The sequence below is a fragment of the Roseibium sp. genome (assembly GCF_048260565.1).
Lineage (GTDB): Bacteria > Pseudomonadota > Alphaproteobacteria > Rhizobiales > Stappiaceae > Roseibium.
The window spans coordinates 88380-107587 of sequence record NZ_JBLXGP010000014.1; the positions used below are offsets into that span (position 1 = coordinate 88380).

Below are 19208 nucleotides of genomic sequence, written 5' to 3' on the forward strand. Positions count from 1 at the left end.
TCTGGTGAAGAAGTTAGTCCTGAAGGGAGGGGTCGAAGCGGGTCCGCAGCCAGTCGCCGAAGATCGACATGGACAGGGTGGTGAGGAAGATCATGATCCCGGGAATGACCGCGAGCCACCAGGCGGAGACCAGGTAGTCCCGGCCGTCGCCGAGCATCTGCCCGAGCGAGGTCATCGGCGGGCGAATACCCAGGCCGAGGAATGACAGCGAGGTCTCGAACAGGATCGTTTCGGGAAAGCTGATGGTGAGCTGCACGATCAGCGGCGACAGGATATTGGGCAGGACGTGGCGCAGATAGATGGTCCAGGACCGGCCGCCGAGCGCGTGAACGGCGCGCGCATAGCCTTCCTCGCGGGCCGCAAGCACCAGTCCCCGGGTGATGCGGGCATAGCGCTCCCAGCCGTACATCCCGAGCAGGAACAGGAACACCACCATGGAATTGCCCATGAAGGCGAGCACGGCGAGCGCGATGATGAACCAGGGCATGGCGGCCTGGAAATCGACCAGGGTCGAAATCCCCTCGTCCACCCAGCGGCCGAAATGCGCGGCTACGAAGCCGAGGAAGGTGCCGATGACAGCGCCGATGATGGTGCCGAGCAGCGACAGCAGGATCGAGGTCTGGGTGGCGATCAGCAGCCTTGAGAGCACGTCGCGGCCGAGCTTGTCCGTGCCCAGCGGGTGGGCGAGCGTCGACCCTTCAAGCGGCATAGGAGGGGCAAGCCGGGCACGCAGGTCCATCTGGTCGAAGTCGTAAGGCAGGAGACCGCGAGCGAAGACGGTTACGATGGCGACCAGCGCCAGCACGGTGATGGCCACGATCACACTTCCTGGCACCTTGCGGAACCCCAAGAGGAAGCGCCCCGCGAAGCCCGCTTCCGGGCGAATGACGTCGGTGGTGGCGAGGGTCATTGCAGTCTCTCCCGCGCGGCTCCGACCCGGACCCGCGGATCGAGCCAGCCGTAGATCAGGTCGACGGTCAGGTTGGCGGTGACCATGGTGATTGCGATCATCATCAGGATGCATTGCACGACGGCGAGATCCCGCATGGCGACCGCATGGGTCAGAAGCCGGCCGATCCCTGGCCAGGCGAAGACGTTTTCCACCACCACGGCCCAGCCGATCAGCTCGCCGATCTTCAACCCGATGATTGTGATGATCGGGATCGACGCATTCGGCAGCGCGTGCAGGTAGAGCCGGCGGGTGGTGCCCGCCCCCTTGGATTCCGCCGTACGCATGTAGGGCTTGTTCATCACGTCGATCATGGCCGAACGCGTGTAGCGGGCGATCTGCGCGCCCATGGTGCTGCTCAGCGTCAGAGCGGGCATGATCAGGTGCAGCCAGGTATCGGAGCCAGAAGACGGCAGTACGCGCAGGTACAGCGAAAACCCAAGGATCAGCAGAATACCGAGGAAGAAATTCGGCATGGAAAAGCCGAAAACGGCAAAGCTCATGACGACCCGGTCGATCAGCGAGTCCTTCTTCAGCGCCGCGATGATGCCGAGCGGAAGGCCGAAGGCAATTGCGAAACCGAGCGCGGAAAAGCCGAGCAATGCGGTCTTCGGCAACCGGTCGAGCACCAGCCCCAGGGCATCCTGGTTGTCACGAAAGGAAATGCCCAGGTCACCGTGGAACAACGCCTCGAAATAGCGCCAGTACTGGACCAGGATCGGCTGGTCGAGGCCCCACAGGCGGCGGTAATAGTCGATGGTGTTCTGGTCGATGTCGTCCGGCAAAAGCTGGGCGACCGGATCGCCGGTCAGCCGCAGGACGAAGAAGACGAAGGTCACCACCAGCCACATGGTCAGCACGGCCCGCAGAACCTTCCACAGCGCATAGGTGAACGTCATGACCGATCCTCCGCGTGGTGACAGGCGACATGAACCGGACCGAAGATCCGCATCTCCGGCGTTTCTTTCCCGCAGCGCTCGGTAGCGATCGGGCAGCGGGTATGGAACCGACAGCCGGAAGGCGGCGCATGCGGGCTCGGCGGATCACCCATGAGAATCTGTTTTGCCCGCTTCACCGCCGGATCGGGGACCGGTACGGCGGCAAGCAGCGCCCTGGTGTAGGGATGCATCGGTGCGGAGAACAGCCGTTCGATCGGCCCCTCCTCCACGATCTGACCAAGATACATCACCGCCACCCGATCGGCGATCTGGCGCACCACGGCAAGGTCGTGGGAGATGAAGATCATGGTCAGGCCGAGCCGCGCGCGCATGTCGGCGAGCAGGGATATGATCTGCGCCTGGATCGACACGTCCAGAGCCGACACCGGTTCGTCGCAGATGAGAAGGCCCGGCTCCAGGATCAGGGCGCGGGCGATCACGACCCGCTGCTGCTGGCCGCCGGACAATTCGCCCGGAACCGCCTTCCAGAGATGCCGGCCGAGCTTGACCGCTCTCAGCATCTCCTCCGTCCTGCGACGGCGTTCCTCGCGGGTGCCGACATTGTGCAAGTCGAGCGGCTCGCGCACCTGAACCTCGACAGGCAGGCGCGGATCGAGCGAACCGGCCGCGTCCTGGAAAATGACCTGAACCCGGGTGCGGCTGTCCCGCCAACCGTCGGCGGAGAGGTCGCCGAAAGAGATGCCATCGAGATTGACGCGGCCTCCGGTCGGTCGCATCAGACCGGAGGCCAGTCGGCCGAGGGTCGATTTTCCGCAACCGGATTCGCCGACCACGGCCAGCGTCTCGCCTTTCTTCAGGGACAACGACACGCCGTCGACCGCATTGAAGCTCTTCGCCGGTCTGGTGAGCGTCGCACGACGGTAGACGAAGGCACGTTCCACCTTGTCCAACGTCAAAAAGGCTTCATGCGCGGGTTCGGGCTCAGGCGCCCGAGAAGGTGCCCGCGAAGGTGTTTGGGCAAGAACGGACAGGGTCATGCAACCGCCCTTTCGACAGGTTTGTGGCAGGCAAGCACGCGGGCTTGCGACGGTTCGATCGGGTGGGGTTCCAGAAGCGGGCGTTCGCTACGGCAGACTTCGCTGGCACGCGGACAGCGCGGGGCGAAGGAACACCCTTGCGGCATGGCGTTGATCGGCGGCACCTGGCCGGGGATCACCTGCAGTTCGCTGCGGCGCTCGTCCACCCTTGGCAGGGAGCCGAGCAGGCCGGCGGTATAGGGATGATCCGGCCGGGCGAAGAGATCGGCGACGGAGGCCGATTCCACCACCCTACCCGCGTACATCACCGCCACCTTGTCGGCCATTTCGGCGACCAGCCCCAGATCGTGGGTAACGAAGATCACCGCCATGCCGAACTCCCGGCGCAGGTCGTCGATCAGCGCCAGGATTTGCGCCTGGATGGTCACGTCCAATGCCGTGGTCGCCTCGTCGGCGATCAGCAGCCTCGGACTACCGGCAACCGCCAGCGCGATCATCGCGCGCTGGTTCATGCCGCCGGAAAGCTGATGGGGAAATTCTTTCGCCCGTGCCCTGGGGTCGGGCATGCCAACCCGGGCCAGCAGGTCGAGCGTGCGCTCGCGCGCAGCCTTGCGCGACGCGCCCTCGCGCAGCATCACCGCCTCGGCGATCTGCCAGCCGACGGTCTTCACCGGATTAAGCCCGTTGGTCGCGTCCTGAAAGACAAACGCGATCTTCTTGCGTCGCATCTCGCGCATGGCCTTCTGATCGAGGCCGGCAAGGTCGGTGCCGTCGAGCACGGCGGAGCCTGAGGACACCCGCCCGCGCTTCGGCAATAGGCCGGAGATTGCCAGGCAGGTCATGGATTTGCCGCAGCCGGATTCGCCGACCAGGGCCATCGTCTCCCCCGGCGCGATGGAAAACGTCGCCTCACGGACAGGCAGCACGGTACCGCCCTCACGGGTCTTGATGGAAACGGCCAGGCTGTCGACACTCAGAAGCGGGGCGGTCGGATGCGCTGCGGTCATGGGGTATATTTCGTTTGCATGAAAAAGAAGGGCCACGGCGGGGAGAACCCCGCCGTGGCCCGTCGGATCAGTTGGTCTTGCCGTCGATCGTCAGATTGTACGGACGGAAGTCCATGTAGTAGAGCGACACCGGCCGCCAGTGGACGCTCGCCTTCATGGCGTAGGTTTCCAGCGGGTTGTACAGCATGGTGCCCGGAGCCTCGTCCATCCAGATGTCCAGTGCCTTGCGGTAGGCATCCTGACGGACTTCCATGTCGGTGGCCGACACGATGGTGTCCTGCAGCTCGTTGAACTCGGCCGGCGCCTTCCAGGAGCGGGCTTCAACGTCCTTGTTGTTCTGGACTTCGGAGTCCTTGCCCCACTGCGGCACGAAGGAGCCGATCGGATCCGGCATGCGGTGTGTGTTGGACCACGGACGGATGTTCACCGTGCCGTTCTTGTCGGTCACCTGGCTCCAGTTTTCCACCGGCTCCAGCTTCACGTTCAGTCCGACGTCCTTCCACATCTGCTGCATGGCCTGTGCGGCTTCCATCGACAGCAGGTAGTAGTTGAGCGGCAGCTTGTAGACGATCTCCTCGCCGTTGTAGCCGGCCTCCTTGAGGAGTTCGCGGGCCTTGTCCGGATTGTATTCGAATTCCGGATAGTCCTTGATGTACATCACGTAGGACGGCAACTGATGGCCGTTCGGCGTGAAGTTCTTGTTCTCCCACAGGGCTTCGCGCAGCAGGGCGCGGTCGATGGAGAGCGACAGGGCCTGACGGACGCGCTTGTCCTTGAGCGGACCGTTGTTGAAGAACACCAGCATGTGGGTGTTGTCGAGAACGACCGACGACACCTTCACGTCCTTGTAGCCTTTCAGCACCGGAACCTGATCCGGCGGAACGTTGACGATGATGTCGTATTCGCCCGAAACGAGACCGGCGATACGGGCGGAGACTTCCGGAACCACCTTGAAGGTGATCGACTTGGCCGTCGGCTTGCCGCCGAAATAGTCGTCATGAGCGACGAGGCGGACATATTCGCCGTCGACCCATTCATCCATCTTGTAGGGACCCGTGCCGACCGGATGGCGCGCGAAATACTCCTTGCCCTTGAGCATGTATTCCTTGGCGTTGACGATCCACATGGCATAGCCGGCGAGACGCTGATCGAGCAGCACGTCCGGCTCCTTGGAGACGATGCGCACGGTGTATTTGTCGATCGGCTCGACATGGGACAGGGTCAGCATGAACCGGCGGGCGGCGCCGACCAGCGGGTTGTAACCGTGACCGCGGCCGGGATTGAGCGAGAAAACCACGTCGTCGGAGGTCAGTTCCTCACCGTTGTGGAACTTGATGCCTTCGCGGAGCTTCAGTTCCATGGTGCGGTCGTCGATCTTGGTCCAGCTCTCCGCGATGCTCGGCACCAGTTTGGACGAGGAGCCGCCGTCATTCGCGAGGAAGTCGCGACGGATCAGCGAATCGAACATGGAATAAGTGATGCGGACAGCCACGTTGCCCATCTCTTCGATGGATTCCAGGCTGCCCGGAAGGCCATTCACGGCCACGACGATGTCGGGACGGTCATCTGCGGCGAATGCCGGCGCTGCAAGCCCGAGGGCAATGGCAGCGGCCGCAAGCGCCTTTTTAAAAATGCGCATGGGAGGAATCCCCTGTTGCAAGGTAAAAGACCTGCACTGTCTAGGGACGATAATTGTCAAACAGATGTAACAGGCATGACAATTCCATAAATATAATATTTCATAAATATAACAGTTGTATTTTCTGGAAATACACCAATTTTAATTGCATAAATACAAATAACGGATCTGATTATTTTTCAGATCCGTTCTGCTTTTCTTATTTGGAGACAAGACACCCGGTCCGGTGTCACGGGATAGAGCTGAAATTGTGACGAGCCAATAAACACACCCGGATCGACGTCACATCCCGGTCCGGATCCAGGACAGGCTGTCCCCGGAGTATGACGGCGCGGTAACGGACAAAACCTGAAGTATCTCCGAACAAAACATTTTCTTTCATTCATCCGACTTCACGAGGAAACGGAAACCCGTCCGGCTCGTTGGAGCACCCGCAATTTTCTTTCCCGTCCTGCCAAGTTATAAAGTTGTCCGATCGGCGCGGCTGCACCGGGCCCGCCACAACGCCATGAGGTCGCCGTGACGTTTTCATTCATTGGGGTTTTGCTGCTCGTCCTGTCGGTCCCGCTCTGGACTTGTCGCCTTGTGCTGTACCTTGGGCTGAACCCGCGAAGCAGAGGCATCCTGAGGCGGGTGCGCAGGTATGGCGGAAGCGCAATACGATTTGCGGTTCGCACCTTCGGCGTGACGCTCGCGGCCTTTGGGGTGATTTTCACCCTGCTCATTGTCTTCCGCTTCCTTAAATACGGCGATACGCACCTCAGCAGCTTGAGTGATATCTTCCGCAACCGGTTCTATGTCGGCCACGAAGGGATCGACAGCCATGTGGACACGCTGGTCTACGATCAGGTCCTGCCCGTTGGTTTGATCCTCTTCTGTCTCATTTTCAGCTCCGGTCTCGCTTTGGTTGCATCCGCTTTGCGCGACATTTTCCTGATCCGGAAGCTGAAGCGGCGAATTGGCAGGCTGGAGCGCACGGGAAAGCGGCAAGACACGCCCAGCGCCGTTTAGAGAGCCGCCACAACCGACCAAGCATTAACCTGCATTTCATGGTTGTGCCTGTAATATTTTACAGGGATGTCGTGGAGGATAGGGCGTTGCAAGAGCTGATGGTTGCGGGAGCGCAGACGGACGCAGCACCTGCGCTGGTGGTCGATCTGGACAAGCTGTCCTGCGTCGAGGCGAAAGTCTACGGGCTGACCGAAAAAGGCTGCACGGTCGTTTGCGAACAGGTGCATCTGCTCAAGGATGAAATCGGCCTTCGTCTGAATGACGTCAAGACGATGCTGCGCGGAAAGATCGTCTCGCATTCGGGAAACGAGGCACAGGTATCGTTTTCTTCCGAAAAGAGTGAGCCGGTCGAAAAACGCAGGGAGCCCCGGCGCCGGGTCCTGATCACCGCCGTGGTCTGCAGCCGTGTCGGCCGGGAAACCCTGCGTTGCCACATTGTCGATGCCAGCAAGTCCGGCTGCCGGCTTGAGAGTGACCAGCTCCATAAACTGCCGGATGAAATCGAAATCTCGATTCCGAAACTGGACATGCCTCTTGTCGGAACCATCGTCTGGCGTTCAGGTGAATTCGCCGGTGTCAGCCTGAACTGGCCATTTTCCGAGAATCCTGAGTCCAAAGCCCCGAACGAGCGCATAAAGCCCGAGGATCAGGCCGCAGAAATGGCGCGCAGAAGGGGAAGAGGCGGCGCATTCGGCGTCCGCTAAGGCGGAAACTTTTACCCTCCTGGCCGCCCCGATGCTCATTCCGATCAAGGTCGATCCTGCCGGCAGCAACGCCGCCGACAAGATCTCTTTCCTGATATCTGCCCCTAGCCTCCCACGTAAACAGGCTTGCGACGGGCGATCCATGCATCAAGCCCTTCGCGCACGTCCTGTGTGGCACACATGCGGGCAAACTGTTCGCGTTCGATGAGCAACCCTTCTTCAATCGTGGTGTTGATGCCGCGTGTAACGGCCGTGATGATACGGGCCGCCGCCAGCGGCGAGTGACGAAGGATACGGTCCGCCAGCTCAAACGCTGCAGGCATGAGCTGGTCGCTCGGGACGACCTTGTTCACCAATCCCAGCTCATAGGCCCGCTCCGGACCAAATGTGTCGCCCGTCAACAAGAGCTCCAGCGCGCGTTTTCTGCCCGCAAGGCGTGGAAGGCGCTGCGTCCCGCCAAAAGTTGGCGGAATTCCGATGTTGATCTCAGGTTTGGCAAAAATCGCGCTTTCGGACGCCACGGCCAGATGCGCCGCCTCGGTGATCTCGCACCCGCCTCCGAAGGCAATGCCGTTGACGGCCACGATGACCGGTTTCCCGAAGGCTTCGATGCGCGCCGTCATCCGCTGCCCGCGGCGGCAGAACTCGCGCACCGCCTCTTCCGTTCCCCGTTTTATGCTTTCCGTGAATTCATGGATATCGCCGCCTGCCGAAAAGGCGCGGTCCCCGGCGCCGGTCAGAACAACGGCGCCGATCGCGTCATCAGCCTCGATTTCGTCCAGCAGCTCCAGCAACCGGTCGTTCGTTGCATAGTCAAGGGCGTTCAGTTTCTGAGGCCGGTTGAGCGTCAGAACCGCAATTCGTTCGTTCCGCTCGATCAACACATTGTCTTTCATCTCAGGTCTCCTGTTTGGTTGACAGGAACGCTAGCCGAAGACAGGATCGAACCAAACTGACTGGTCAGTATACATACACGGACGCCTGGACCATGACCGTTGCCAAAAAGCCTGCCAGAGAGAAGATTGTCGATGCCGCGAGCCGGCTGTTCTACGGCGAGGGAATTCGCGCTGTCAGCGTGGATGCGATTGCCGAAAAGGCGGGCGTCACCAAGAACACCCTCTATTATCATTTCAAGAGCAAGGACGACCTCGTCGCCGAATACCTGACATCCCGGGATCAGCCGAACCTGAAGCTCTACGAAAAATGGTTCGGGGCCGCGGTTGGAAGTGTGGCAGACAAGACGGAATCGATTTTCCTGCAAGTCGCCAATTCAGCCCGCCATCCCAAGTGGAAAGGCTGCGGTTTTCTGCGCACGGCCGGGGAACTCGCCAATTTGCCTGGTCACCCGGCCATGAAAATCGGTGCGGATCACAAGAAGCGGTTCGAGAGCTGGCTTGCCGGTCAATACGCGCAAGTGGACATCGGGGATCCGGAAAGTCTCGCCCGACAGGTGGTATTGCTGATGGATGGCGCATTCTCGACCATGCTCGTTCACCGTGATCCGGCTTACGCCGAAGAAGCCGGCCGTGCGGCAAAGGCGCTCGTTGCCGCGAAGCTCATGGAGCAACGGCAACCATCGCCGGATTGATGGACCGGGCAAAGTCTGAATCGGGTTCCGGGCAGGTCTTCGCCGCTGTTCGCTCGAACGATCGCTCCAGCCACCAGCAACCTCCCCCGTCGTGTCGAGGCCATCGTTGCCGGTGCGTCTGACGGCTTATTTCAAAAGCTGCTGCGCACCTTCAGGTGGGTGTGTTCGTGGGGCGGCCCTTCGTTGTGGACGTGGGTGACCTTGTCTTCGGCCACGGGGATCAGGCCGAGAGAGCCGTGCATCACGCCGCGTTCCAGAAAAAGCGCCTCCGCAAAGGAGGTGACATCGGACACCCGCCCGCGCATCACCGTCACATCGACGGACGTGGAATGATCGATCGGAACGGAAAGGGCCGCGACCGTCTGGTCGTGCCGGTCGAGTCGGCTTTGCGGCACTCGGGCGGCGAGGTTGCGCACCGACTGGTCGATGGCACAGCTGATGACACCGAAACAACCGGCGTCTTCCGTTTCCTGCGGAATGGTCGCCAAACCACGCCGCACAAGGTCGCGGATCGCCTCCGACCGGCCCGATGCGCCGATGGCGGACATGTGGGCATCGAGTTCGGCGGCAAGCTCGTCGTCGATCGTGATCGTGATCCGTTGCATGCATCCTCCTGACCTGCGAACAGGGTAACGCCGGGGTACACGATTGAAAAGTGGAATGAATTCGAAATACCGGTTGCACCGCACCATTGAGTATGATTTTTTACAATGAAATTCATACTATGAGGAGTCATCCATGCGTTCCGCCCGCCTGCCGGCAGCCGTTATTGCATCTCTCACCGCCCTCGCCGCTCCGGCTATGGCGCACTTTCAGGAGATCATCCCCTCGGCGAACGTCCTGCCGGAAGGCGGCAAGGTGACGCTCGATTTCGTTTTCACCCATCCGTTCGAAGGCGGCCCGGTGATGGAGATGAAAAAACCGGCGAAGATGGGCGTCCTGAGCGGCGGCAAGACGGTCGACCTGCTGCCGGCCCTCACCGAACAGCCGATTGACGGCAAGAGCACCTGGACCGTGGATTACGAACTCGCCGAACCGGGCGCCGCAATCTTCTACGTCGAGCCGCAGCCCTATTGGGAGCCGGCGGAAGGCAAATACATTGTCCATTATTCCAAGGTGGTCGTCGACAGCTACGCCTCGGGCGAAGGCTGGGACGAGCTGGTCGGGCTGCCGGTGGAAATCCGGCCGCTGACCCGGCCCACCGGCATCTGGACCGGCAACGTCTTTTCCGGCGTCGTGCTGAAGGACGGCAAGCCCACGCCCTTCGCCGAAATTGAAGTGGAATTCGTCAATGACGGCTCGGTGAAAGCCCCCAACGACGCCTTCATCACCCAGGTGATCAAGGCCGATGCAAACGGCACCTTCACCTATGCCATGCCGCGCGCGGGCTGGTGGGGCTTCGCAGCCTTGCTAGAAGGCGACGAGACCATGACCTCTCCGGACGGCAAGGACGTACCGGTGGAACTCGGCGCCCTCATGTGGGTCAAAACCACCTCGATGGCCGGGAACTGACCCCCATGGCGCATATTCCCGACGGTATCCTGTCCGCGCCGGTCCTGATCGGCGGCGCGGTTCTGGCAGTTGGGGGTGTGGCCCTGGGGCTGCGCCGCCTTACGGACCAAGCGATCCCGAAGACGGCGATCCTCTCCGCCGCCTTTTTCGCCGGTTCGCTGATCGCGATCCCGGTCGGCCCGTCCAGCGTGCATCTGTTGCTCTCCGGCCTGATGGGACTGATGCTCGGCTTCGGCGCCTTTCCCGCCGTGGCCGTGGCGCTGATGCTGCAGGCCCTGCTGTTCGGTTTCGGCGGCCTGACAACCCTTGGCGTCAACACGTTCAATATAGCCCTGCCCGGCGTTCTGCTCGCTCTGGCATTCGGACCCGCCATCCGCTCCGCCCGCTCTCCGGCAACTCGCATGGCAATGGCCGCCTCGGTCGGCGCCCTGGCGGTTCTGGGCACGGGCGGGCTTGTGGCGGTTTCCCTTGCCCTATCCTCCAGCGACTACACCCCCGTCGCAAGCGTTCTGCTCGCCACCTACCTTCCGCTCGCCATCGGCGAAGCCTTCGTGACCGCCGCCGTGGTCGGTTTTCTCGCTCGCGTTCGTCCGGAAGCCTTGAGCCCCGCCCTGTCATGATCCGGTTTCTTCTGCTTTCCCTCCTCCTGCTCCCCGCCCTCGCCGCCTCCGCCGAAGCGCACAAGCTCAAGGTGTTCGCGGCCGTCGAAGGCGACGCCGTTGCAGGCTATGCCTTCTTCATCGGCGGCGGCCGGGCCATGGGCACGCCATGGACCGCGAAGGATGCAGCGGGGACCGTCATCGCCGAAGGCAAGACCGATGATGAGGGCCGTTACCGCTTCACCCCGCCGCAGCCGGTGACTTCCGACATCACCATCACCGTCAACACCCGGGAAGGCCATATCGCCTTCGCCGTCATTCCCCCTTCCCGCTTCGGCGGGTTAGTTGCGGCCAGCCCGGTTGCCACAGCCCCCGCGACCGCCCCGGTTGCGGCCGGCCCAGATCCGACCGTCAGCCCATCGCAGAACAGCAACCGACAAATCTCGGACGAACAAGTCGCCGCGCTGGTCGAAAGCGCCGTTCAGCGTCAGGTCGAACCGCTGCTGGAACGGATCGAGCAGATGGACAACCGCCTGCGCTTCACCGACATCATGTCTGGCATCTTCCTGATTATCGGCCTCGCCGGGATCGGCCTTTGGGCTCGAGGTCGGAAATGAGGTGGCCGCTGCTGCCTCAGGACCTGCGTCTGCGCCTTGTGGCTGCCTTTGTCATCGTCGCCGCCCTGTCCCAGCTTCATGATCTTGCAACCGCCGCCATCGCACTGGCCGGCGTCGGCCTGATCGCGTTCGCCACCGGTGTCGAGCGCAGCCTGTGGCGACGGCTGCTGCATGTGGAGAGTTTCGTTCTGCTGCTCTTTCTCACGCTGCCGTTCACGGTGCCGGGCAATCCCGTTCTCACCTTGGGACCGCTGAGCGCCAGCGGAGAAGGCGTCGCGCGGGCGGCCTTGATCGCCTGCAAGGTATCGACCTCCGTCCTGGTGCTCATGACCGTTCTGGGCAGCGTCGAGCCCACCCGGCTTGGAGCGGCCTTGCACGACCTGCATGTGCCGGAGACGATCGTGAAACTGTTCGTCATGACCGTGCGCTACCTGTCGCTGATCCGTGGCGAGGCGCGCCGGCTGCATGAGGCGATGCGTGCCCGGGCCTTCAGGGCCGGCTCCAACCGGCATACCTGGCGCAGCTACGGCTACCTGATCGGCATGTTGCTGGTGCGCGCACTGGAGCGGGCTCAACGCGTGGAGGAGGCCATGCTCTGCCGCGGTTACAGCGGACGCTTTCCCCATGCCGCCCTTCCCGCCCCCGGCATACGGGACTGGGCTGCCTTTGCCGGGCTGTCTGGCCTTGCCGTGGCAACTCTGCTAGTCGACCGGATATGAGCGCATTGCTGAGCCTGACCGATGTCACCGTGAGCCGCGATGGCCAACCCGTCCTCTGCGGGCTGTCCCTCGACCTGTCCCCCGGCGAGCGCTTTGCCATCGTCGGGCCGAACGGCGCGGGCAAGACGACCCTCCTGCGGACCATTGTCGGGCTCGAACGCGCCGATAAGGGCACCGTGCGCCTGTTCGGTGCCGACTGCGCGAGCGAAAAGCAGTTCCGCGCCCAGCGCCCGAAGATCGGCTTTCTGTTCCAGGACAGCGACGATCAGTTGTTTTGTCCGACCGTGATCGAGGACGTTGCCTTCGGCCCGCTCAACATCGGCTGTACTGAGGCGGAAGCAACCGCGCGCGCCCGGGAGGTGCTGGACGGCCTTGGCATCGGCCATCTGGCCGATCGGATCAGCCACAAGCTGTCAGGGGGAGAGAAACGGCTGGTGTGCCTTGCCGGCCTGTTCGCCATGGGGCCCGACGTGCTGCTTCTGGACGAGCCCACCAACGGGGTCGACGACGAAAACGGCCGACGCCTGCGCGCGGCGCTGAACGGTTTCGCCGGCGCGATGATCCTGGTCTCTCATGACAGCGCCTTCGTCGCCGAACTGGCGACCCGGGCGATGATCCTGAAAAGCGGCAGCCTCGCCCCGGCGCAGATCCACAGCCATGCCCATGTCCACACCCACCCCCATGTCCATCCGGACGCGGTCGGGCACAGGCATGTGGGCGAAGACCGGGAATAACTCCTGTTTCCCGGCCTTCCGGCGCCTACTCGCTGGAGCTGTTGTTGCGCATGGCAGCTTGCAGCTTTGCGATGTCGGCGTCGGACAGCTGCGGCCGGTCCACGGTGATGGTCAGCTTGTCGAGCTTCGCGGTCAGCGGGAACGGCGGCTTGTAATCGGCGTCGTTCACACCGGTGAGCGTGTCCGAACCGACATCGAAGGATTCGTCCCACTGCAGGATGAACGGCATGGTGTGTTCCATCTTGGCCGTCTGGACCGCCTTGCCGTCGACCATCAGCGTTCCCGTGCCGGACCGTCCCAGCCCGCTCGAGCTGTTGTAGGCGAGCGTGCCGATCCCCAGTCCGTCGTATTTGAAGTCGAAGGCCACCGTGTGCTTGCCCGGGGATAACGCCTCATCGCCGGCCCACTTGATCCGTTGCAGGTCCATCAGGTTCCACAGGAACACCGGCTTGCCCTCCACCAGGTAGAAGCCGTAGCCGCCGAACCGGCCGCCGGAGGTCAGGATCATGCCTTCCGCACCGCCTTCGGGCACGTCGATGTCGGCCGTAATCGTATAGGAGGTGTTGAGCAGCGAGGGCGAATCCCCTTGCGGCAGCCCTGTCATCGGCCGCGTATAGGTGAAATCCTTGCGGCCGGCGGTAATGTTCGGCCTGGGGGCGATGATACGGGCGGCCACCGACGCGTCCATCGGGAACACCTGGTATTTCTTCGCCTCCTCGATGAACATCTTCTTCAGCTCTGCCACCTTTTCGGGATGTGCCTCCGCCACATTCGCAGTCTGGCTGAAATCGGAATTCAGGTTGAAGAGTTCCAGCACCTGATTGTTGAGCGGATCCGGATTGGCCTTGCCATAGGCCTCCCACGGCGCGCGGTTGACCTTGGTCGAAAGGAACCAGCCGTCGTGATAAAGCGCCCACTGCCCCATCATCTCGAAGTACTGGGTCTTGTGGCGGGACGGCTCGTTCGCATTCTTCGTATCGAACGTATAGGCGAAACTCGTGCCCTCGATCGGCTTTTGCGGAATCCCGTCGACCGTCTCGGGCGCCTTGATCCCTGCGACTTCAAGGATGGTCGGCACGACATCGATCATATGCACGAACTGGCCACGCAGGCCGCCCTTGTCCTTGATCCCCGCCGGCCAGGACACCACCATGTTCTGGTTGATACCGCCCAGCTGCGACGCATTCTGCTTGAACCAGGGGAACGGGGTATCAAACGCCCAGGACCAGCCGGCCGACATGTGGTTGTAGGTCTGTTCGGTGCCCCACACATCGTACCACTTCATCTGTTCCTTCACGGGCATCATGTTGATGCCGTTGAAGAACGCGACTTCATTGGGGGTACCCAGGGGCCCGCCTTCGGCGCTGGTGCCATTATCACCGTTGATATAGATGATCAGCGTATTGTCCCGTTCGCCGATATCCTCGACCGCCTGGATGACCCGGCCGATCTCGTGGTCGTTGTAGGCGGCATAGGCCGCGAACACCTCGACCTGGCGCAGGAACAGTTTCTTCTCCTCATCGCTCAGATCGGCCCATTCCTTCAGGGCCTCCTTCGGCCAGTCCGACAGCTTCGCGTCCTGCGGTACAACGCCGAGACGCTTCTGGTTTTCCAGGATGGTCTCGCGCAGCTTGTTCCAGCCGTCGTCGAACAGATGCATGTTGTGGATCTTCTCCACCCACTCCTTCGTCGGATGGTGCGGGGCATGCGTGGCCCCTGGAGCGTATTTGATGAAGAACGGCTTGCTCGGATCGGTCTGGTGCATCCGCGTCATCCAGTCGATCGCCTCGTCCGCCATGGCCGTAACCAGGTTCCACGTCCCTGCCGGCTTGCCCTTGAACGGATAGATCTGGGTGGTGTTGCGGAAGAGGTTGGGCTCCCACTGGTTGGCGTCGCCACCGACGAAGCCGTAGAAGTACTCAAAGCCCATGCCGGTCGGCCACTGGTCGAACGGGCCCGACTGGCTGGCCTGGAAGGCGGGCGTGTTGTGATCCTTGCCGAACCAGGACGTGTTGTAGCCGTTGTCCAGCAGGATCCGGCCGATGGTCGCCTTGTCCCTGGGGATAATGCTGTTGTAACCGGGAAAGCCGGTGGACTGCTCGGAAATCACTCCGAAACCGACCGAATGATGATTGCGACCCGTGATCAGCGCCGCGCGCGTCGGCGAACACAGCGCGGTGGAGAACACCCTGGTGTAGCGCAATCCGTCTGCCGCGAGTTCGTCCATCGCCGGTGTCGGAATGACGCCGCCGAACGTGCTTGGCACGGCGAAGCCGGCATCGTCCGTGATGATCAGCAGGACGTTGGGCGCCTGCTGGGGCGGGACAACGGTCGCCGGCCACCAGGTTTTCGACTGAAGCGCGTCCATCTTGATCTCGCCGCCGAAGGACTGGTCGGGCGGCGGCAGCTGCTTGCCGTCGAGCACCCTTTTCGCCATGGGAGAGCCCGGCGTGCCGATGATCTCATCCGCCCCGGCGACGCCGGAGGTCACGATCGCGGCTGTAAGCGTAAGCGCCACTACGGACGCGACTGACAGAGCGGTCCGAACAAACTTCGACCTCATGCAATCCTCCCTCAATTTTCTTCCAATATGAACGAGGCAGCCTGTGGCGCCTCAAAACCTGGAGCCGAGGCCCGGAACAACCTGCAGCAAGCAATTCGGAACGCAAAAAAATGCGGAAATCGCTTTCATATCGCAATTTCCGCATAGTTTTTTCCGGTTAGCAATGGAAAAATCCTATGTAAATTTCCGGAGAGCCCTCAATTTATAAGAGAGACAGAGGGTTTTGTTTATTTTAAACACCAAAATTACTTATACCACCACACAGAACAACCGGGCCGCGAATGCGACCCGGTCTATCTTCGATCAGTTGCCGCGCCGGGGGACGCACGCGAACTTGTGCGCGCCGAGTTTCTTCGCGACCTGGTTACCGCTGCACCGGCACCGGCCGCCTTTGACAGCCCCGCCCCGGCAGATCACGCTCTGCTTCTTCGGCTTGGAATTGACCCGGACCGGGTTGGTCCTTTTCGCCGGCCCCGCGCTGGCCACGCACTGGAATTTCCGGTTCCCGATCTTTTTGCGGGTCTTGTTCCTGCCGCAGGTGCACTCTCCCCTGGAAACCTTGCCGCCATAACAGGCAACCCGGGGTTTCTTAAGTTGGGGATTGACCCGCACCGGCTTTTTCGTCTCCGGCGGCCTGGCCGTGGCGATACACTGGTACTGCCCGGCACCGATCTTCCGCCGGATCTTGTTCCGCCCGCAATAGCACTTGCCCTTGGAGACCTGACCGCCGTTGCAGACGAGACGTGGTGCCGGTGGTGTCGGGTTCGTACGTACCGGATCGACCGGTTTGACCGGCGCGACGATCCGGTCGCGCTGACAAACATACTCGGAGCGGCTGATCTTCTTCAGCGTTGTCCCTTGGGGACAGAGGCAGGCACCGTAGCGGATTTTGCCGCCTCTGCAGACCTGCGGCAGGATCGCGGGCGTGCCGGAGGATGCGCCCTGCCCTGACGGCGCCGGACTGGGGCCCGTGTCCGGAGATGTCAGGCCGCCGGCATCACTGCTGTGGCCTGCCGTCTTCACACACTGGAATGTGTGTTCGCCGGTGGCGCGGTCGCGCGGCGGTCCCGGAGAGACCGTCCGCAGGATACAGGTGTCCGACACGGTTTGCGTGATCGGCAGCGACACCAGTGACGCTGCGGTGTAGAAGCCGTCCTCCTGCTTTTCCGGCTGGACCACGCCCGAGTGACTGCCCATCTGCTGGCAGTCCAGCGAGAAGTGAATGTTCTTGTCGACTTTGTTCTTGAACCACACGAGCGCCTTCGCCTCGCGCGGACACGCGTCCCGATCCGCGGCGTCGCTGTTGTCGATGAACTGGAAGTTCCCGATGAACACCGACTGCGGCGTGTTCGGTCCCGGACCCGAGTCCGGATCGTCGACGGTCAGCTCGCCGCCCGCATCGCCGGGTGGCGGCAACTCCGGACGCACGGTTGCGCAGATCCCGTCATAGCTCTCCACCGCGACCAGCTGTTCCGGCTCACCGTTCTGGTGCGTGACCGTCATGGCGCAGGTGACGGTTCCCTCTTCCGTCAGTTGCGCGGTGTCATTGATGTAGGTGGTATAGGTCTTATGCCCCTGGGCATCGGAGGTTGCAACGAGGGGAGTATGCGCATCGAGGCGATCGAAACCTCCCGTACAGACGAGCCGGGACACGAAATGCCCGGGGCGATTGGTCCGCACCGTTGTCCGCACATCCAGCGGACGGGGGCATCCGGGGAAAGCCTGGCCGTCCTGGTCGCTGGTGATCGTCATATCCGCGGAAACCTGGAATGGCAGAAGGTCACCCTGCAGGCCGCCGGTTCCGCCCGATCCCTCGCATTGCAGGGTCAGTTCGGCATGATCGGTGGTCTCGGGCGTTTGCTCGGCCGCATCCGCGCTCGAATTCACCCAGGCCTCGACTTTGGCCGTGTCGTCGACGCTGATCCATTCCTCGTGGAAGGCAACGTTCTTTCCGTCGATGAACTGGGTCTGCATGTTCAGACTGTCCGAGCTGTAGTCGAGACCGACCTTCCGCAGCAGATTGACCGGATAGGTCCCCGCCAGGCTGGCTTCGGCGGTAACCGTCATCAGGGCCTTCTTGCAGACGGTTCCCGGATTGGGCGAGGTCGTGTTCTCCGGCGTTTGGTTCTGAAAGGTCTTCAACGAAACGTCGAGCTTGGTGATCTTCCCGAGATCCGGATCCAGCGACAGCTCGCCTTGCCCGCCCACCAGGGACTCCCGGTATCGGACGCAGTGAAGCCGGACCGGATATCTGATGGTTTTCGAGTGGAACGCGTCACCGTACGCGGCTGCGAAGTTAGAGCCCGGCTCGTAGCCGTCTGTTCCCGCAGCTAGGGTAATGGGCATATCGGTACCGAGAAACCGGTCTACGTTCGGTGCTGGAGCCGCTGCGTTGCAGGCATTGATCCATACGTCGGCAACAGGAAACCTCGCGACCCCCTCATCCGTCGAAATCGGCAAATTCGCCGGAAAGAAATTCTGCTCGATCGTCCGGCTGATCGATCTCTTGTCAACATAATTATCTTTGTAGAAGAGGTTCGGTCCTGCGATGGTCGATGTCGTAGGGCCGTTCGCGGTCGGGATCTCCCAGTAACATTCGATCTTGTAACAATCTCCGATAACGATCCGGGCAGAAGTGATACGGGCCCAGCTCTTCGTTACGATCTTGAATTTTACGGAAAGCAGCTGCCCCAGGGGACTTGCCGCCCTGATGCTGTCCCATCGCGTACCATCGCTCGAGACCACCAGGATCTCAGGTATGCCGTCAACACCGCTCGACGTCGTTTTGGCGACGGAAAATTCCTTGAGGCGGTTACCGGCATCGGCTGCGGCAGGGGATGCAAACCAAAGCATCAGAATCGCGGCAGGCGCGGCGAGTAAAGCCAAAATGGAAAAGGACCGGCGGGAAACCGGGCTTTCCGGAAATATTCCAGACTTCAGCATTATTCCATTCCTTTCAAAATCCCCGCTGGTGAAAATCGTCGAACGGAAGGCCCCGTTTTGCCCTTCCGTCCGCGCCCTGCGTTGAACCCTGCCTGGAAAAGTCCGCCCTGCTTCAAACGGGCTCTTGAGCCCGAAGCTCCTGTCTGACGCGCATGAGAATTTGACCGAGCCTGTTCTTTCCGGTGCCGTCCGGACCGCAGCCCCAATAGGCGTCCATCGGGGCGTTTTCGACGAGCGTTTCGGTTCCCGTCGACAGAAGCAGCCTGCGAGGCTCCGGGTGCGTTTCGAATTTCCGGCTTACGGCGCGGTACATGACCTCGTCCTTGACCGCTTCCCAATCCGCTCTCAACGGAAACGCACGGGTTCTCCCAAGGGCGCTGGCATCTTTCGGTTTCCGCGCCCGGCGAATTTGGTCCCGATAGGCTTCGTCTTCGAATTTCTGGGCCTGGAAATAATGTTCGACCGTCGGCCACCACGTGTCATCGAAGGACACGCCATAGGGTGCGAAATTTGAAAACTCGGAATAAGGATCTGTTTGCGCATAAAAATAAATTGTCATTCTCCCGACCAGTTCATTTCCTGCGGCCCGGTGCACGGCGCAATTGCCGTCAATATCGGGACGCCCTCTGATCATGGGAAAATGCTAGCAATCACACGCATCCCGCGCATGAGTGCCCATACTCATTT

At 61.7% G+C, this 19208-nt stretch carries 18 protein-coding genes; 8 read left to right on the top strand and 10 right to left on the bottom strand.

Annotation, left to right across the window (positions count from 1 at the left end; translation table 11 throughout):
• Positions 1-13 precede the first annotated feature (13 nt).
• The 5 genes from ACN0SO_RS22745 to ACN0SO_RS22765 form a co-directional block, all read right to left on the bottom strand.
• Complete coding sequence (locus ACN0SO_RS22745) at positions 14-910, bottom strand: ABC transporter permease (protein ID WP_417681411.1); 897 nt, start codon at positions 908-910, stop codon at positions 14-16.
• Complete coding sequence (locus tag ACN0SO_RS22750; RefSeq protein WP_417681413.1) at positions 907-1848, bottom strand: ABC transporter permease; 942 nt, start codon at positions 1846-1848, stop codon at positions 907-909. The genes ACN0SO_RS22745 and ACN0SO_RS22750 overlap by 4 nt, the downstream gene beginning before the upstream one ends.
• Positions 1845-2804, bottom strand: a complete 960-nt coding sequence (locus ACN0SO_RS22755; protein ID WP_417681415.1) for an ABC transporter ATP-binding protein — start codon at positions 2802-2804, stop codon at positions 1845-1847. The genes ACN0SO_RS22750 and ACN0SO_RS22755 overlap by 4 nt, the downstream gene beginning before the upstream one ends.
• Positions 2805-2881: 77 nt before the next feature.
• The gene (locus ACN0SO_RS22760) at positions 2882-3892 is read right to left on the bottom strand and encodes an ABC transporter ATP-binding protein (RefSeq protein ID WP_417681417.1); all 1011 of its coding nucleotides are present in this window, start codon (positions 3890-3892) and stop codon (positions 2882-2884) included.
• A gap of 67 nt (positions 3893-3959) precedes the next feature.
• Entirely contained in the window at positions 3960-5531 is a 1572-nt protein-coding gene (locus ACN0SO_RS22765; RefSeq protein WP_417681419.1) for an ABC transporter substrate-binding protein, read from the bottom strand.
• Between the two features lie 684 nt (positions 5532-6215).
• On the opposite strand from ACN0SO_RS22765, the gene ACN0SO_RS22770 reads away from it, so the two are divergent.
• Both ACN0SO_RS22770 and ACN0SO_RS22775 read left to right on the top strand, forming a co-directional pair.
• The gene (locus tag ACN0SO_RS22770) at positions 6216-6542 is read left to right on the top strand and encodes a hypothetical protein (protein WP_417681421.1); all 327 of its coding nucleotides are present in this window, start codon (positions 6216-6218) and stop codon (positions 6540-6542) included.
• Between the two features lie 86 nt (positions 6543-6628).
• Positions 6629-7246, top strand: coding sequence for a PilZ domain-containing protein (locus tag ACN0SO_RS22775; RefSeq protein WP_417681423.1), 618 nt, complete (start codon positions 6629-6631; stop codon positions 7244-7246).
• Between the two features lie 104 nt (positions 7247-7350).
• Here ACN0SO_RS22775 and ACN0SO_RS22780 read toward each other — a convergent pair whose 3' ends face one another.
• Entirely contained in the window at positions 7351-8142 is a 792-nt protein-coding gene (locus ACN0SO_RS22780) for a crotonase/enoyl-CoA hydratase family protein (protein ID WP_417681425.1), read from the bottom strand.
• Between the two features lie 92 nt (positions 8143-8234).
• On the opposite strand from ACN0SO_RS22780, the gene ACN0SO_RS22785 reads away from it, so the two are divergent.
• A complete protein-coding gene (locus ACN0SO_RS22785; protein WP_417681427.1) occupies positions 8235-8834 on the top strand; it encodes a TetR/AcrR family transcriptional regulator in 600 nt (199 codons plus the stop codon).
• A gap of 131 nt (positions 8835-8965) precedes the next feature.
• Here the strand turns inward: ACN0SO_RS22785 and nikR are convergent, their stop codons facing one another.
• The gene (gene nikR / locus ACN0SO_RS22790; RefSeq protein ID WP_417681429.1) at positions 8966-9439 is read right to left on the bottom strand and encodes a nickel-responsive transcriptional regulator NikR; all 474 of its coding nucleotides are present in this window, start codon (positions 9437-9439) and stop codon (positions 8966-8968) included.
• A gap of 133 nt (positions 9440-9572) precedes the next feature.
• On the opposite strand from nikR, the gene ACN0SO_RS22795 reads away from it, so the two are divergent.
• The 5 genes from ACN0SO_RS22795 to ACN0SO_RS22815 are packed head-to-tail and all read left to right on the top strand — an operon-like array spanning position 9573 to position 13015.
• Positions 9573-10346, top strand: coding sequence for a DUF4198 domain-containing protein (locus ACN0SO_RS22795; protein ID WP_417681431.1), 774 nt, complete (start codon positions 9573-9575; stop codon positions 10344-10346).
• Positions 10347-10351: 5 nt separating this feature from the next.
• Positions 10352-10966, top strand: a complete 615-nt coding sequence (gene cbiM / locus ACN0SO_RS22800) for a cobalt transporter CbiM (protein WP_417681433.1) — start codon at positions 10352-10354, stop codon at positions 10964-10966.
• Positions 10963-11562 carry a cobalamin biosynthesis protein CbiL gene (locus tag ACN0SO_RS22805; RefSeq protein WP_417681435.1) on the top strand — a complete coding sequence of 200 codons (600 nt, stop codon included), beginning with the start codon at positions 10963-10965 and terminating at the stop codon, positions 11560-11562. Before cbiM ends, ACN0SO_RS22805 begins: the two co-directional genes overlap by 4 nt.
• Positions 11559-12281, top strand: coding sequence for a cobalt ECF transporter T component CbiQ (cbiQ, locus tag ACN0SO_RS22810; protein ID WP_417681437.1), 723 nt, complete (start codon positions 11559-11561; stop codon positions 12279-12281). The genes ACN0SO_RS22805 and cbiQ overlap by 4 nt, the downstream gene beginning before the upstream one ends.
• Positions 12278-13015 (top strand): energy-coupling factor ABC transporter ATP-binding protein, encoded by a 738-nt coding sequence (locus ACN0SO_RS22815; protein ID WP_417681439.1) that lies wholly within the window; start codon positions 12278-12280, stop codon positions 13013-13015. The genes cbiQ and ACN0SO_RS22815 overlap by 4 nt, the downstream gene beginning before the upstream one ends.
• A gap of 25 nt (positions 13016-13040) precedes the next feature.
• Here the strand turns inward: ACN0SO_RS22815 and ACN0SO_RS22820 are convergent, their stop codons facing one another.
• The 3 genes from ACN0SO_RS22820 to ACN0SO_RS22830 all read right to left on the bottom strand — a co-directional run bounded on the left by ACN0SO_RS22820 (position 13041) and on the right by ACN0SO_RS22830 (position 19080).
• Positions 13041-15578, bottom strand: a complete 2538-nt coding sequence (locus ACN0SO_RS22820) for an arylsulfatase (RefSeq protein ID WP_417681441.1) — start codon at positions 15576-15578, stop codon at positions 13041-13043.
• Positions 15579-15881: 303 nt separating this feature from the next.
• The gene (locus ACN0SO_RS22825) at positions 15882-18431 is read right to left on the bottom strand and encodes a hypothetical protein (RefSeq protein WP_417681443.1); all 2550 of its coding nucleotides are present in this window, start codon (positions 18429-18431) and stop codon (positions 15882-15884) included.
• Between the two features lie 202 nt (positions 18432-18633).
• Entirely contained in the window at positions 18634-19080 is a 447-nt protein-coding gene (locus ACN0SO_RS22830) for an NADAR family protein (protein ID WP_417681445.1), read from the bottom strand.
• Between the last annotated feature and the right edge of the window lie 128 nt (positions 19081-19208).

Coding starts and splice junctions, on each gene's coding strand:
- ACN0SO_RS22745 (WP_417681411.1), bottom strand. CDS start 910: ATGACCCTCGCCACCACCGACGTCATTCGCCCGGAAGCGGGCTTCGCG.
- ACN0SO_RS22750 (WP_417681413.1), bottom strand. CDS start 1,848: ATGACGTTCACCTATGCGCTGTGGAAGGTTCTGCGGGCCGTGCTGACC.
- ACN0SO_RS22760 (WP_417681417.1), bottom strand. CDS start 3,892: ATGACCGCAGCGCATCCGACCGCCCCGCTTCTGAGTGTCGACAGCCTG.
- ACN0SO_RS22765 (WP_417681419.1), bottom strand. CDS start 5,531: ATGCGCATTTTTAAAAAGGCGCTTGCGGCCGCTGCCATTGCCCTCGGG.
- ACN0SO_RS22780 (WP_417681425.1), bottom strand. CDS start 8,142: ATGAAAGACAATGTGTTGATCGAGCGGAACGAACGAATTGCGGTTCTG.
- ACN0SO_RS22785 (WP_417681427.1), top strand. CDS start 8,235: ATGACCGTTGCCAAAAAGCCTGCCAGAGAGAAGATTGTCGATGCCGCG.
- nikR (WP_417681429.1), bottom strand. CDS start 9,439: ATGCAACGGATCACGATCACGATCGACGACGAGCTTGCCGCCGAACTC.
- ACN0SO_RS22795 (WP_417681431.1), top strand. CDS start 9,573: ATGCGTTCCGCCCGCCTGCCGGCAGCCGTTATTGCATCTCTCACCGCC.
- cbiM (WP_417681433.1), top strand. CDS start 10,352: ATGGCGCATATTCCCGACGGTATCCTGTCCGCGCCGGTCCTGATCGGC.
- ACN0SO_RS22805 (WP_417681435.1), top strand. CDS start 10,963: ATGATCCGGTTTCTTCTGCTTTCCCTCCTCCTGCTCCCCGCCCTCGCC.
- cbiQ (WP_417681437.1), top strand. CDS start 11,559: ATGAGGTGGCCGCTGCTGCCTCAGGACCTGCGTCTGCGCCTTGTGGCT.
- ACN0SO_RS22815 (WP_417681439.1), top strand. CDS start 12,278: ATGAGCGCATTGCTGAGCCTGACCGATGTCACCGTGAGCCGCGATGGC.
- ACN0SO_RS22820 (WP_417681441.1), bottom strand. CDS start 15,578: ATGAGGTCGAAGTTTGTTCGGACCGCTCTGTCAGTCGCGTCCGTAGTG.
- ACN0SO_RS22825 (WP_417681443.1), bottom strand. CDS start 18,431: ATGCTTTGGTTTGCATCCCCTGCCGCAGCCGATGCCGGTAACCGCCTC.
- ACN0SO_RS22830 (WP_417681445.1), bottom strand. CDS start 19,080: ATGACAATTTATTTTTATGCGCAAACAGATCCTTATTCCGAGTTTTCA.